The following is a 13,038-nucleotide window of genomic DNA, read 5'->3' as shown; positions in this document are numbered from 1 at the left end:
CCGCACTCGTCACGCGTGCGCTGCTGCGCCGCCAGCGGCGCGCGGGCAGTGCGGCGGAGGGCGCGCCATGACGGCCTTCCCGAAACTCGGCGCGATCTGGGTCTATCTCGCCGCCACCCCGTTGCTGGGCCTGACCATCACGCTGATCGCGTATCTGCTCGCGCAGGCCGTCTATGCACGGGCGCGCTTCAACCCGCTCGCGAACCCGGTGCTCATCGCGGTCGCGCTGATTGTCGTGCTGCTGACGATCACCCATACACCGTATCCGACGTACTTCGAAGGCGCGCAGTTCGTCCACTTCCTGCTCGGCCCCGCGACCGTCGCGCTCGCGCTGCCGCTTTATCGCCAGTGGTCGAAGCTGCGCCGTGCGGCCGTGCCGCTGCTGGTCGGCCTGCTCGCAGGCTCGCTGACCGCGATCGTGTCGGCGGTCGGCATCGCGGCGCTGTTCGGCGCGTCGCACCAGACGATCGCGTCGCTTGCACCAAAATCGGCGACGACGCCGATCGCGATGGCCGTCGCGGCCGAGATCGGCGGGATTCCGTCGCTGACCGCCGTGCTGGTGATCTCGACCGGGATCTTCGGGGCCGTGTGCGCACGCGGGATCCTCAACGTGCTGCGGGTCGACGAACCGGCCGTGCGCGGCTTCGCGCTCGGCGTCGCGTCGCACGGGATCGGCACCGCGCGCGCGTTCCAGGTCAGCGAGGAGGCCGGCGCGTTCGCCGGGCTCGGAATGGGGCTGAACGGCGTGCTGACGGCCTTCGTCGTGCCGATCCTGCTGCCGGTGCTGTCGCGCTGGGTCTGAGCGCCGGCCGAGGCCGGCCTGGGCCGGGTTATCGGTTTCCCTGATGGCGCCGGCGCGGCGCCGAAACGACGGCGCGCGCGGTATGCATGTATCGTGGCCGTTATCGGGAGAATTCAGGAACGCACACGGACAACTGAATACTGATCGGCTAACGTTGCATCGGCGCCGTTGCCGCAAGCGGTCGTGTGCGTGCTGGTGTCCGACCCACAACCAACAATCGACAAGGAGATCCGGCCATGAAGCAGTCTCGCGTGGTATCGGTGGCAGTAGCAGTAACGGCGTCGTTCGGTCTGCTGTTGACCGCCGCGCCGGCGGCATACGCGCAGGATCCGGCGTCCGCGCCGACGCAGAAGCAGGTCGACAAGGCGCAAAAGAAGGCGGCCCGCAAGGCCGCCCGGGCGCGGCACGCGTCGGACCTGAAGGCGATCGGCACGGGCAGCGGCTACCGGTTGACCAACGACCAGAGCAACTATCCGCAGAACGCCACGCAGAAGGCGCCCGCGACGAAGGCGGCGCCGGCCGCCCCGGCATCGGGCCAGTAACGGTCGAACCCGGGACACAGCACAAACGGCGCCGGGTCGACCGGCGCCGTTTGTGCGTGTGCGGGGCTGCCCGAACCGCCGGGCCGCTGCGTTACGACGCGAGCTTGCTCGCGATTTCCGCGACGTGCTTGCCCTGGTAGCGCGCGATGTCGAGCTCGTTCGCGCTCGGCTGGCGGCTGCCGTCCGCGCTGGCGAGCGTGGTCGCGCCGTACGGCGTGCCGCCGGTGATTTCGTTCATGTTGACGAGGCCGCTGCACGCATACGGCACGCCCACGATCACCATCCCGTGGTGCAGCAGCGTCGTGTGGAACGACGTGATCGTCGTTTCCTGGCCGCCATGCTGCGTGCCGGTCGATGCGAACACGCTGCCGATCTTGCCGACGAGCGCGCCCTTCATCCACAGGCCGCCGGTCTGGTCGAGGAAGGTGCGCATCTGGCCGGCCATGTTGCCGAAGCGGGTCGGCGTGCCGAAGATGATCGCATCGTAGTCGGCGAGTTCGTCCACCGTCGCGACCGGGGCGGCCTGGTCGACCTTCACGCCGATCGCGCGGGCCTGGTCGACGGGAATCGTTTCCGGCACGCGCTTGAGCGTGACCTCGACGCCCGCCACCGATTTCGCGCCTTCCGCGATGTGCTGCGCCATCGTTTCGACGTGCCCGTAGGACGAGTAGTAAAGAACGAGTACCTTGGCCATGTTGCGAATCTCCGATTAAAAGGGCCCCGCGTTCAGCGGGGCCCGGTTTCCCGAACGGGCTTTATGCCCACTCGGCCGTTACTTCGACCGGACGCAGGTCGAACACCAGCACTTCGGCATCCTTCCCGTCGGCGAACGTCAGCGCCTGTTCGTCGCGGATGCGCACGCCGTCGCCTTCGCCGAGCGTCACGCCGTTGACCGTCACGCTGCCGCGTGCCACGTGCACGTAAGCAAAGCGGCTCGGGTCGAGTTCCAGCGTCGCGCGCTCATCACCGTCGAACAGGCCCGCGTAGATCCGCGTGTCCTGCCGGATCTTCAGCGAACCGGCGTCGCCGGTCGGCGAGACGACGAGCGCGAGCTTGCCGCGCTTGTCGTCGGCCGTGACATTGGTCTGCTGATAACGCGGCTCGGCACCCTTTTCGGACGGCCCGACCCAGATCTGCAGGAAGTGGACCGGCAGTTCCGGCGAGTGGTTGAACTCGCTGTGGCGCACGCCCGTGCCGGCGCTCATCAGTTGCACGTCGCCCGGCACGATCACCGAACCGGTGCCCATCGAGTCCTTGTGTTCCAGCGCGCCGTCGAGCACGTACGACAGGATTTCCATGTCGCGGTGCGGGTGCGTGCCGAAGCCGCGGCCCGGGGCGACGCGGTCGTCGTTGATCACCAGCAGGTCGGAGAAGCCGACTTGCTTCGGATCGTAGTAATTCGCGAACGAAAACGAATGACGGGAGCTGAGCCAGCCATGCTCCGCACGGCCACGTTGGTTTGCTGCACGGATTTCGATCATGATTTTTGTTCCTCAAGACGCCGGACCTCGGAAGTGGGCCCGGCCGTTCGTTGAGATGAATCTTAGGTCAATCGATTTGACAAATAAATGGCTGTGGAGATAATGACTGTCGCTATGGAGTGGACAATATGGAACTCAACGATCTCAGGATCTTTGTCGCGACGGTCGATGCGGGCAGCTTCACGGCGGCGGCCGACCAGCTGATGCTGTCCAAGCAGTTCGTCAGCCGGCGCACGATGGCGCTGGAGGCGTCGCTCGGCGTGCGGCTGTTGCACCGGAACACGCGCAACCTCGCGGTGACCGAATCGGGGCAGGAGTTCTATGCGCGCGCGCAGCGGATCCTCGCGGAGATTGCCGACGCCGAGCAGGCAATGTCGGTGCGCAGCACCGAGCTGCACGGGTCGCTGAAAATCAGCGCGCCGCTGTCGTTCGGGATCACGCACGTGTCGCCGCTGATCGCCGAATTCCTGTCCGCGCACCCGGCCGTGCGGCTGAACCTCGACCTGACCGACCGGCGCGTCGACCTGATCGGCGAGGGCTTCGACCTCGTGCTGCGGATCGGCTCGCTCGAGGATTCGACGCTGATCGCGCGAGCGCTCGGCGCGTGGCGGATGGTCGCGTGCGCGAGCCCCGCCTACCTGAAGCGGCAAGGCACGCCGCAGACGCCGGCCGATCTCGCCGGCCATACGTGCGTGCTGTACGGCCGCGAGCGGCGCATCGGCTGGGAATTCCGCGTCGACGGCGCGGCGCGCACGTTCGACGTGCAGGGGCCGCTCGTCGCGAACAACGGCGAAGTGGTGCGCGACGCGGCGATCGCGGGGCTCGGCATCGCGCTGCTGCCGGATTTCATCGTCGGCGGGGCGCTCGACAGCGGTGCGCTGGTGCCGGTGCTCGACGCGTATGCGCCGTCGCCGATCACGCTCAATGCGGTGTTTCCGCAGCATCGGGAAGGGTTCGTCACGCTGCGCACGTTCATCGGGTTTCTCGCGGAACGGCTCGGCGAGGCTGCGCCGGCGGGGAAGGGCGGGGCGGGCCGGGCGCGGTAACGCACGCGGTTGCGGGGAATGAGGGTGTTATTCGCCGCAGAATTTGCGGAGAATATTGAGTCATGCGGCGAATCGGTGGGATAATCTCCGCATCATGAGCGGAGATTACACCTACATCTGGGAGTCGGTCGACTGGCCCGCGTGGCGCTTCGACCTCCCGGCACTGGCGACGCCACTCGCCGACGTCAGCCGTGCGCAAGGCATGCTGGCCGGGCGGCTGGCGGATGTCGGCCTGGCGTTGCGCGACGAGGCGAGCCTGGCCGCGCTGACGGAAGACGTCGTCAAGACCAGCGCGATCGAGGGCGAAAGCCTGAACGTCGCATCGGTCCGGTCGTCGATCGCGCGTCGGCTCGGCGTCGATATCGGTGCGCTGGCGCCGGTCGATCGTCACGTCGAGGGCGTGGTCGACATGGTGCTGGATGCGACGACCCATGCGGCGGCGCCGGTCACGGACGCTCGTCTGTTCGGGTGGCATGCGGCGCTGTTTCCCACCGGCTACTCGGGGATGGCGCGGATCACGGTCGGCGGCTGGCGTACGGATGCCACCGGGCCGATGCAGGTCGTGTCCGGGCCGATCGGCCGGCAGCGCGTGCATTTCGAGGCGCCGCCGGCCGCGCGCCTCGCCGGCGAGATCGCGCGCTTTCTCGCGTGGCTCAATGCCGCACCGGTCGAACCCTTGCTGATCCGCGCCGGCCTGGCGCACCTGTGGTTCGTCACGCTCCATCCGTTCGACGACGGCAACGGCCGGATTGCGCGCGCGCTCGGCGATCTGGTCCTCGCGCGCGCCGACCGCAGTCCGCAGCGCTTCTATAGCCTGTCGGCGCAAATCCAGCGCGAGCGCAACGCGTATTACGACGTGCTGGAGCGGACGCAGCGCGGTTCGCTCGACGTCACGGAATGGCTCGCGTGGTTCCTGACCGCGCTCGGACGGGCCATCGATCACGCGCACACGACGCTCGACGCGGTGCTGGTCAAGGCGCGCTTCTGGCAGCGCTGTGCGGGCTTCGCGATGAACGAGCGCCAGGTGAAGGTGATGAATCGCCTGCTCGACGGCTTCGAGGGGAAGCTGACTTCCACCAAGTGGGCGGCGCTGGCGAAGTGCTCGCAAGACACCGCGCTGCGGGACATCACCGAACTCGTCGAGCACGGTGTGCTGCGGCGCTCGTCGTCCGGCGGCCGGAGCACGAGTTACGAACTGGCGCCGGTCGACGGCTGACGCCGGCTCGGGGCATGACCGGCAAGCGTCGAGCGCGACGGGGCGGGGGCGCGTTGCCGCGTCGATCGTTGCCGCGTTGACCGGGGAGCACCGGACAGCACCGGACAGCACCGGGCCGCGTCGGGCAGTGGGCCACTGGCCCAAGCGATTGCCCGCGTCTGGCACTATCCCGCGCCTTTTTGTCTTCGAATACTGGATTCGACGGCGGATGTCGTGCAGGCGACATCCACAGCCACACGTACGACCCTTCCGTACGAACCCGCTTTCGAGGAGACACGCATGCTCAGGTATCTGATCGGCATCGGTATTCCGTATCTCGGCGTGATCGGCGTGCTGCCCTGGGTGGCCGCGCAGGACCGCTACGTGCTGGGCGTGCCGTTCATCTTCATGTGGATCTTCGCGTGGTTCGTGCTGACGTCCGGCTGCCTGTTCGCGTGCTGGATGCTGTTCGACCGCCGCGCGAGCGGCGCCGCCTAGCGCGCATCCGCTCCTTGCGGACCGCCGGCCGCCCGCGCTGTCCGGCGAACCCTACGCTTTCCGTTCCTTCGCAGAGGTGCGCATGTCAACGGTCGTCTTCGCCGCGCTGATCGCGCTGTCGCTCTATCTCGCCATCCGTTCCGGCCGCGGCCGCGGCAAGCAGAGCGTGCATGACTTCTTCGTCGCGTCGCGCCAGTTCGGCACGGCGCTCGTGTTCTTCCTGACCGCCGGCGAGATCTACAGCATCGGCACGATGGTCGGCTTCCCCGGCGGCATCTACGCGAAAGGGCCGACCTACGGCGTGTGGTTCCTCGGCTACATCCTGCTCGCCTACCCGATCGGGTATTTCGTCGGCCCGAAGATCTGGGAAGCCGGCAAGCGCCACAACGCGATCACGCTGCCCGACCTGTTCAAGGGCCACTACCGCAGCCGCGGGCTCGAGCTGGTCGTTGCGTGCGCATCGATCCTGTTCCTGATCCCGTGGGGGCAGTTGCAGTTCACCGGGCTCGTCGCGGCGCTCAAGGGGCTCGGCTGGCATGTCGAGCCGCTGTACCTGATCCTCGTATGCGCGGCGCTTGCGTTCACCTATATCGCGATCTCCGGCGTGCGCGCGTCGGCGTACATCGCGATCCTGAAGGACATCCTGATGCTGCTCGCGATCGTTGTGACGGGCGTGGCCGTCGCGTGGCAGGTGGGCGGCGTGCATCCGGTGTTCGACGCCGCGAGCCGGCAGGTCAGCAACACGATGAGCGGATCGCAGCTGCGCTTCTCGATGAGCACGATGCTGTTCCAGTCGCTCGGCTTCTACCTGATGCCGTTCGCCGCGCAGAATTTCTTCACCGCGCGCGGGCCGAGCGCGATCCGGCGCACGCAGGTCGTGATGCCGCTGTACATGCTGATGTATCCGTTCCTCGTGATCGCGTCGTACTACGCGATTACCGCGAACCTGACGCTTGCGTCGCCGAACGACGCGTTCTTCGCCGCCGTCACGCACCTGCTGCCCGGCTGGCTGATCGGCCTCGTCGCGGCCGGCGCCGCGCTGTCGGGGCTGCTCGTGCTGGCCGGCATCTGCCTCGCGATCGGGCCGATCGTCACGCGCAACCTGATGCCGAACCTGCCCGAGTCGCGCCAGAAGCGTGCGGCGAAATACGTGATCGTCGGCTACCTGCTGTTGTCGATCGCGACCACGCTGCTCACGCCGAACCTGATGCTCACGCTGATCAACACCACGTACTACGGCGTCACGCAGTTCCTGCCAGGCGTGCTGATTCTGCTGGCGGGGCGCCAGGTGCGGCCCGTCGCGGTGGGCGCCGGGATGATCTGCGGCCAGGTGCTCGCGATGATCTTCTACGTGTTCCATGTCGACTTCGGCGGCATCAACCTCGGCCTCGTGTGCCTCGTCGTCAACGTGCTGGTCGTCGCGGCCGTGCATGTGATGCTGCACGGCCGCCCCGTGAAGCAATACGCCGTATCCTGAGCCATCGGCGTTCCGCCGCAAGGAGAACCGCATCCCATGCCAGCATCCGCAACCCCGGCCGTGCCCGTGACGGTGTTCACGGCGCGCCGCATCCTGACGATGAACCCGGCGCAGCCGTCGGCCACGCACGTCGCCGTGCGCGACGGCCGCATCCTTGCGGTCGGCGACGCCGCCGACGCGGCCACGTGGCACGCGCGGTTCGGTGCCTGCACGACCGACGACACGCTGCGCGACAAGGTGCTGATGCCGGGGCTCGTCGAAGGGCATTGCCACCTGATGGAAGGCGCGATGTGGGATGCCGTGTACGTCGGCTACTACGACCGGCGCGGCCCCGACGGCACGCTGTGGCCGGGGCTGCGCTCGCTCGACGCGGTGCTCGAACGGCTCGCCGAAGCCGAGCGCGCGATGACCGATGACGGGCCGCTGCTCGCATGGGGCTTCGATCCGATCTTCTTCGGCACCGCGCGGCTGACGACGCGCGAACTCGATCGCGTGTCCGCGCAGCGGCCGATCGCGATCCTGCATGCGAGCGTGCACCTGATGAACGTGAACGGCGCGATGCTCGCGCGCGCGGGCATCGACGAAGACACCGACATCGACGGCGTGACGCGCGATGCCGACGGCCGCCCGACCGGCGAGTTGCAGGAGTTCGCGGCGATGCTGCCGGTGTATCAGACGATCGGCGGCAAGCTCGCGATTTCCGCGAGCGAGAAGCCGCACGCGGTCTGGAATTTCGGGCGCGTCGCGCAGCTCGCGGGCGTGACGACGGCCACCGATCTCGTCAACGACCTGTCGGCCGACGGCAACCGCACGCTGCACGACGTCACCGCCGATCCCGATTACCCGGTACGGATCGTGCCGGCGTTCGCGCCACAGCGCAATCCGGCGCGCTCGGCCGACAGCGTGCTCGCGGAGATCGAGCGCAATACCGACAAGCTGCATTTCGGGCCCGTGAAGTTCATCGTCGACGGCTCGATCCAGGGCTTCACCGCACGCGTGCGCTGGCCCGGTTATGCGGGCGGGCAGCCGAACGGGCTGTGGCTGATTCCGCCCGCGCAACTCGTCGACGTGTTCGAGCCGTTTCATCGCGCGGGGCTGCAACTGCACGTGCATACCAACGGCGACGAAGCGACCGACGTCGTACTCGACGCGATGACGACGCTGCTCGCGCGCCATCCGCGCCCCGATCATCGCCACACGCTGCAGCATTGCCAGATGGCGGACGCCGCGCAGTTGAAGCGCGTTCGCGCGCTCGGGATGTGCGTGAACTTCTTCGCGAATCATCTGTACTACTGGGGCGACGCGCATTACAGCCAGACCATCGGCCCCGATCGCGCGAGCCGGATGGATGCGGCCGGCTCGGCGCAGCGGCTCGGCATTCCGTTCGCGCTGCATTCGGATGCGCCGATCACGCCGCTGAATCCGCTGTTCACCGCATGGTGCGCGGTGCGGCGCGAGACGGCGTCCGGGCGCGTGCTCGGCGAAGGCGAGCGGATTTCCGTTGACGACGCGCTTCATGCGATCACGCTCGGCGCGGCCTATACGCTGCGGATGGATCATCTCGTCGGCAGCATCGAGATCGGCAAGTTCGCGGATTTCGCGGTGCTCGACGACGACCCGTCGATCTGCGCGCCCGCACGTTTGAAGGAACTCGCCGTGTGGGGCACCGTGCTCGGCGGGCGCGTGTTCCGGTCGCCGCGATGAGTACGCAGGCCGACAGCGTGACGCCCGCTGTTTCCACGCCCGCACCGATCGACCTCGCGGTGATCGGCGGCTATCTCGGCGCGGGCAAGACGACGGTCGTCAACGCGATCCTGCAGGCGCCGCATGGCCGGCGCATCGCGGTGCTCGTCAACGATTTCGGCGCGGTGAACATCGATGCGCGGCTCGTGCAGGCGCGCGGCGACGACGTGATCGAGCTCGACAACGGCTGCATCTGCTGCACGATCGGCGGCGCGCTCGTCGATGCGCTGACGCGTGTCGCGACGCGCGACGTGCGGCCCGAACTGCTGCTCGTCGAAGCGAGCGGCGTGGCCGATCCCGCGAAGATCGCGCAGATCGGGCTGCTGAACGGTGCATTCCGGCTGACGTCGGTGCTCGTCGTCGCCGATGCGCTTGCGTGGCGCGATACGCTCGCCGATCCGCTCGTCGGCGCGATGGCGCAACGCCAGCTCGACGGCGCGGGCGCGATCGTCGTGACCAAGCTCGACCGCATTGCGCCGGCACAGCGCGATGCGGTGCTCGACGACGTGCGCGCGTGTGCGCCGACCGATATCGTCGTTGCCGCGCACCATGGCGAGATTCCACTCGCGCTGCTGTTCGACGCGGTCGTGCCCGATCGCGGCGCGATGCCGGCGGGTTTTGCGCGTTCGCACCGGGCGATCGGACACGACGCGATGCCGGCGTTCGCGAGCGTCACGGTCGCCGCACCGGACGTGCTCGACAAGGCGCGGCTGCGTGCGTGGCTGAAGGCGTTGCCGCGCACGATCCTGCGCGCGAAGGGCATCGTGCGCGTGACTGATGCGGAGGGCAGGGTCGCGACGCGCGTTTGTCAGGTCGCCGCGCGGCGCATCCGGTTCTCGTCGATGGAGGACGAAGGGCTGGCCGCGCACGAAGCAGACGGCGTGCTGGTGTTCATCGGATTCATCGATGCCGCAGTGGAAGCTGCATTGCGCGACGGCATCGTGCAATGCAGCGTGGCTGCCTCGACGGTTGCGCTGACATCGACCATCGATTGATCGGCGTCGCGCATTCGGGTTAGGCTTCGGCGAGTAACGGCATGCGCCACATGCCGTGCCGGGCGTTTTTACCTCGAATGCCGCGTGCAGGTAGCTTCTACAGGCGCGCGATCCTGCGACGAGCCAAGCCGATGACCATCCAGAACCGATCGAATGCGCGCGGGCAGACCGCGCGTCCCGCCAGCGATGCATCGCGCAAGCAATTGCGATCCATCGCGGCTGCTGCACTGTTCACGCTATTGCCGGTCGCCGCGCATGCCGCCGGCTTCGACTGCGCGAAGGCCGCGTCGCCAACCGAGAAGGCAATCTGCGCGGACGCCACGCTGTCGAAGCTCGACAGCGACCTCGCCGCGGCGTGGAAGCAGGCGCTCGCGAAAGGCGGCGATACGGCCGCGCTGAAGGCCGCGCAGTTGAAGTGGCTCAAGCAGCGCGACCGGTGCGGCGACGACGGGCAGTGTCTCGGCGACCGCTACCGCGAACGGCTCGCGAGCCTGAACGGCAAGCCGCTGGCTGCCGATCGCTGGCAGCAGACGTGGTACATGATGAGCGACAACCTGTCGTTCGGCGGCGTGCTGACGTTTACCGGCACGGCGCCGCGCCTGCATTTCGAACTCGGCGGCAACAACGGTGCGAATACGGGCGGGCTCGACGGCGACATCGTGCTGCACGGCGACAGCGGCACCTACCGCAAGGACAAATGCCGGCTCGATTTCGAACGGAAGGGCGGGCGCATCGGCGTCACGCAACACGGCGCGGATTTCGATTGCGGTGCCGGCGCGGGTGTTTCCTACGGCGGCCAGTACGTGACCGCGTCGCAGTTCCAGGCCAAGCCGGCCGCCGACCTGCTGAGCTTGAAAGTCGTTGACGACGCGACGCAGAACGCGACCGCGCACAAGCTGCTCGGCGCCGATTACCAGACGCTCGTCGACAACGTCAATTACAGCGCCGACGAGAAGGATCTCGACGGGCTGAACGCGCACGTGAATTCGTACTGGGTGCGCGGCATCGCGACGACGAATGCCGCGATCGTGATGCGTCGCGGTAACGATCTGTGGATCGGGCTGCTCGTGTTCGACGCGAAGAACAACGTGCGGATGCGCTATTACACGAACGTGCCGGCGTGGAAGAAAAACGTGCCGAAGACCATCCTCGCGTGGCACGACAATCTCGACAAGACGCTGCCGGTCGACGTGATGCAGTGACGGGCCGGCCGGGCAGCCGAAGCCGCCCGGCGCATCGTCAATTCTTTCGCGCTGCGCGGACCTGCGCCGGTGCCGCAGCCGATTCCCGTGTGCGCAACTCCGGCAGCACCGCATGCCCAGGCCCCGTTGCGCCGTTTTCGAGCGCATCGAGCAAGGCCTGCGCGGCCTGGCGCCCGATTGCGTCGGTGTCGACCCACATCGTCGTCAGCGGCGGCTGGATCTCGCGCGCGAGCGCGATGTCGTCGAACCCGGTGATCGACAATTGCGCGGGCACGTCGATGCCGAGCGCCTGCGCCTCGAGCAACGCGCCCAGCGCGAGCGCGTCGTTGCCGCAGATCACGGCCGTCGGCCGTGTGGCCGCGTCGCTATCGGCGATCGCGCGCAGGCTCGCCCGCCCGAATGCGATCGTGGCCACGCCTTCGTGCTGATGGACGGGGCGCACCGCGAGCCCGCGCGCGGCCAGCGTGTCGTGAATGCCGCGCAGGCGGGCCTGCACGCGGTCGTTGTCGGCCGACGGCTGCATGATGATCGCGAAATCGCGGTGGCCGAGATCGAGCAGGTGGGTGGTGAGCCGAGCGAACGCCGCGCGGTTGTCGAAGCCGATGCAGCAGTGCGGGCTGTCGTCGCGATACGCATACGTGACGACGTACGGCACGCGGTGCAGCGCAAGCAGTTCGAACAGTTCCGGCGGATACGCTTCGCCGACGAGCGACACGGCTTCCACGCCGCGCGACAGCATCGCGCGCACCTGGGCCAGCGCCTGCGCGGGATCGTAGTTCGAGCAGCCGAGGAACAGCGTGATGCCGTGCTCGGCCATGACCGTCTGCATGCCCGCGACCTGCGACGCGAACACCTGGTCGTCGAGCGTCGGAATGATCGCGCCGGTGATGTGGGTGCGCGTGGACGCGAGCGCACGGCCCGCCGCATTCGGGATCCAGTTCAGCGTGCGCGCCGCGTCGCGCACACGCTGCTGCACGTCGGCCGATACCTTGCCGGGATCGTTGTACACGCGCGAGACGGTCGCGGTCGATACGCCGGCCAGCTTCGCGACATCGCCGAGCACCGAGCGGCCGCTGCCGCGGCGTGCGCGGGGCGCACCGGCGCGGGACGGGGGCGAGCTCATCGGCTGTCTCCAGGCGTAGCGGCGATGGCGGCGCTACGAGTTGTCAAATGCGTCAATGTTTACCCTCGATTCGTGGTGGCGCCGCTTGCATTCCCGGTCGACCCTGTGAGAATGTAAGCGCTATCTTGACGTGCTTCCGTATTATGTCAGACCCATATTCTATCCATATCGTGAAATTTTCATCGACGACGGCCATTCCGGCCATTTTGTCCGTCTTAAATGTAAGCGGTTACATTCGGAAATGAGCGACGCCTATCCCCCTCGTATCGCTGTCGTCGGCAGCGTGAACATCGACCTCGTCACGCGCGCGCCGCGCCTGCCGGTGCCGGGCGAGACGCTGCTCGGCACGGACTTCCAGACCGTTCATGGCGGCAAGGGCGCGAACCAGGCGGTCGCGGCCGCGCGCCTGGGCGCGTCGGTCGCGATGATCGGCTGCGTCGGCGACGACGCGTTCGGTACGCGCCTGCACGACGCGCTGTCGGCAGAGGGGATCGACGTGACTTACCTGGAGCGGATCGGCGGCACGGCGACCGGGGTGGCCACGATCACGGTCGACGAGGGCGGCGCGAACAGCATCGTCGTCGTGCCCGGCGCGAACGCGCGTCTCGATGCCGACCGGATCGACGCGGCGCGCGACGCGATCGCGGGCGCCGCGATGCTCGTGTGCCAGCTCGAAGTGCCGGTGGCGACCGTGGCGCGTGCCATTGCCTGTGCCTCTGCGCACCACACGCCGGTGCTGCTCAATCCCGCGCCTGCGCAGCTGCTGTTCGACGCGCTGCTCGCACGGGTCGACTACCTCGTCGTCAACGAAACCGAAGCCGAGTCGCTGACCGGCATCGCCGTCGGCGACGATGCGTCCGCCGTGCGTGCGGCCGATGCGCTGTGCGCGAAGGGCGTCGGCAACGTGCTGGTCACGCTTGGCGCGCGCGGCGTG

The 13,038-nt window shown here is 68.0% G+C and carries 13 protein-coding genes; 10 read left to right on the top strand and 3 right to left on the bottom strand.

The window, feature by feature from the left end; all coding sequences use genetic code 11:
* The first annotated feature begins 67 nt into the window (after positions 1-67).
* Together G3N93_RS22210 and G3N93_RS22205 are read left to right on the top strand one after the other, a co-directional pair.
* Positions 68-802, top strand: a complete 735-nt coding sequence (locus tag G3N93_RS22210) for an LrgB family protein (protein WP_174939088.1) — start codon at positions 68-70, stop codon at positions 800-802.
* 236 nt (positions 803-1,038) lie between these two features.
* Positions 1,039-1,344, top strand: coding sequence for a hypothetical protein (locus G3N93_RS22205; RefSeq protein WP_174928991.1), 306 nt, complete (start codon positions 1,039-1,041; stop codon positions 1,342-1,344).
* A 91-nt stretch (positions 1,345-1,435) separates the two neighbouring features.
* Here the strand turns inward: G3N93_RS22205 and wrbA are convergent, their stop codons facing one another.
* Both wrbA and G3N93_RS22195 read right to left on the bottom strand, forming a co-directional pair.
* Positions 1,436-2,038, bottom strand: coding sequence for an NAD(P)H:quinone oxidoreductase (gene wrbA, locus G3N93_RS22200; protein WP_174939090.1), 603 nt, complete (start codon positions 2,036-2,038; stop codon positions 1,436-1,438).
* 61 nt (positions 2,039-2,099) lie between these two features.
* Positions 2,100-2,825: a pirin family protein gene (locus G3N93_RS22195; protein ID WP_174939092.1), complete on the bottom strand. Its 726-nt coding sequence runs from the start codon at positions 2,823-2,825 to the stop codon at positions 2,100-2,102.
* Between the two features lie 128 nt (positions 2,826-2,953).
* Between G3N93_RS22195 and G3N93_RS22190 the strand changes: the two genes are divergently transcribed.
* From G3N93_RS22190 to G3N93_RS22160, 7 genes are all read left to right on the top strand, one after another.
* Positions 2,954-3,871, top strand: a complete 918-nt coding sequence (locus tag G3N93_RS22190; RefSeq protein WP_174928994.1) for a LysR family transcriptional regulator — start codon at positions 2,954-2,956, stop codon at positions 3,869-3,871.
* 94 nt (positions 3,872-3,965) lie between these two features.
* A complete protein-coding gene (locus tag G3N93_RS22185; RefSeq protein WP_206133959.1) occupies positions 3,966-5,087 on the top strand; it encodes a Fic family protein in 1,122 nt (373 codons plus the stop codon).
* Positions 5,088-5,366: 279 nt separating this feature from the next.
* A complete protein-coding gene (locus G3N93_RS22180) occupies positions 5,367-5,564 on the top strand; it encodes a DUF3311 domain-containing protein (RefSeq protein WP_011350315.1) in 198 nt (65 codons plus the stop codon).
* 82 nt (positions 5,565-5,646) lie between these two features.
* Positions 5,647-7,041 (top strand): sodium:solute symporter, encoded by a 1,395-nt coding sequence (locus G3N93_RS22175; protein ID WP_206133958.1) that lies wholly within the window; start codon positions 5,647-5,649, stop codon positions 7,039-7,041.
* Positions 7,042-7,077: 36 nt separating this feature from the next.
* On the top strand, positions 7,078-8,745 hold the full coding sequence (locus tag G3N93_RS22170; protein WP_206133957.1) for an amidohydrolase: 1,668 nt from the start codon (positions 7,078-7,080) through the stop codon (positions 8,743-8,745).
* Positions 8,742-9,779 carry a GTP-binding protein gene (locus G3N93_RS22165; protein ID WP_206133956.1) on the top strand — a complete coding sequence of 346 codons (1,038 nt, stop codon included), beginning with the start codon at positions 8,742-8,744 and terminating at the stop codon, positions 9,777-9,779. The genes G3N93_RS22170 and G3N93_RS22165 overlap by 4 nt, the downstream gene beginning before the upstream one ends.
* A 131-nt stretch (positions 9,780-9,910) precedes the next feature.
* A complete protein-coding gene (locus G3N93_RS22160) occupies positions 9,911-10,981 on the top strand; it encodes a lysozyme inhibitor LprI family protein (RefSeq protein ID WP_241026655.1) in 1,071 nt (356 codons plus the stop codon).
* A gap of 37 nt (positions 10,982-11,018) precedes the next feature.
* Here the strand turns inward: G3N93_RS22160 and G3N93_RS22155 are convergent, their stop codons facing one another.
* Complete coding sequence (locus G3N93_RS22155; RefSeq protein ID WP_206133955.1) at positions 11,019-12,104, bottom strand: LacI family DNA-binding transcriptional regulator; 1,086 nt, start codon at positions 12,102-12,104, stop codon at positions 11,019-11,021.
* A gap of 241 nt (positions 12,105-12,345) precedes the next feature.
* Here G3N93_RS22155 and G3N93_RS22150 point away from each other — a divergent pair.
* Positions 12,346-13,038 (top strand): ribokinase (locus G3N93_RS22150; RefSeq protein ID WP_206133954.1); only part of this gene is annotated, 693 nt, incomplete at its 3' end.

The sequence above is a fragment of the Burkholderia sp. Se-20378 genome, from assembly GCF_017104665.1.
In the GTDB taxonomy this organism is placed as follows: domain Bacteria; phylum Pseudomonadota; class Gammaproteobacteria; order Burkholderiales; family Burkholderiaceae; genus Burkholderia; species Burkholderia lata.
This window is presented reverse-complemented; position numbering and strand designations above follow the sequence as displayed.

Bases quoted from the DNA above. Each gene is read 5' to 3' on its own strand.
- G3N93_RS22175 (WP_206133958.1), top strand. From the start codon at position 5,647: ATGTCAACGGTCGTCTTCGCCGCGCTGATCGCGCTGTCGCTCTATCTC.
- G3N93_RS22155 (WP_206133955.1), bottom strand. From the start codon at position 12,104: ATGAGCTCGCCCCCGTCCCGCGCCGGTGCGCCCCGCGCACGCCGCGGC.
- G3N93_RS22180 (WP_011350315.1), top strand. From the start codon at position 5,367: ATGCTCAGGTATCTGATCGGCATCGGTATTCCGTATCTCGGCGTGATC.
- G3N93_RS22170 (WP_206133957.1), top strand. From the start codon at position 7,078: ATGCCAGCATCCGCAACCCCGGCCGTGCCCGTGACGGTGTTCACGGCG.
- G3N93_RS22190 (WP_174928994.1), top strand. From the start codon at position 2,954: ATGGAACTCAACGATCTCAGGATCTTTGTCGCGACGGTCGATGCGGGC.
- wrbA (WP_174939090.1), bottom strand. From the start codon at position 2,038: ATGGCCAAGGTACTCGTTCTTTACTACTCGTCCTACGGGCACGTCGAA.
- G3N93_RS22210 (WP_174939088.1), top strand. From the start codon at position 68: ATGACGGCCTTCCCGAAACTCGGCGCGATCTGGGTCTATCTCGCCGCC.
- G3N93_RS22160 (WP_241026655.1), top strand. From the start codon at position 9,911: ATGACCATCCAGAACCGATCGAATGCGCGCGGGCAGACCGCGCGTCCC.
- G3N93_RS22195 (WP_174939092.1), bottom strand. From the start codon at position 2,825: ATGATCGAAATCCGTGCAGCAAACCAACGTGGCCGTGCGGAGCATGGC.
- G3N93_RS22165 (WP_206133956.1), top strand. From the start codon at position 8,742: ATGAGTACGCAGGCCGACAGCGTGACGCCCGCTGTTTCCACGCCCGCA.
- G3N93_RS22205 (WP_174928991.1), top strand. From the start codon at position 1,039: ATGAAGCAGTCTCGCGTGGTATCGGTGGCAGTAGCAGTAACGGCGTCG.
- G3N93_RS22185 (WP_206133959.1), top strand. From the start codon at position 3,966: ATGAGCGGAGATTACACCTACATCTGGGAGTCGGTCGACTGGCCCGCG.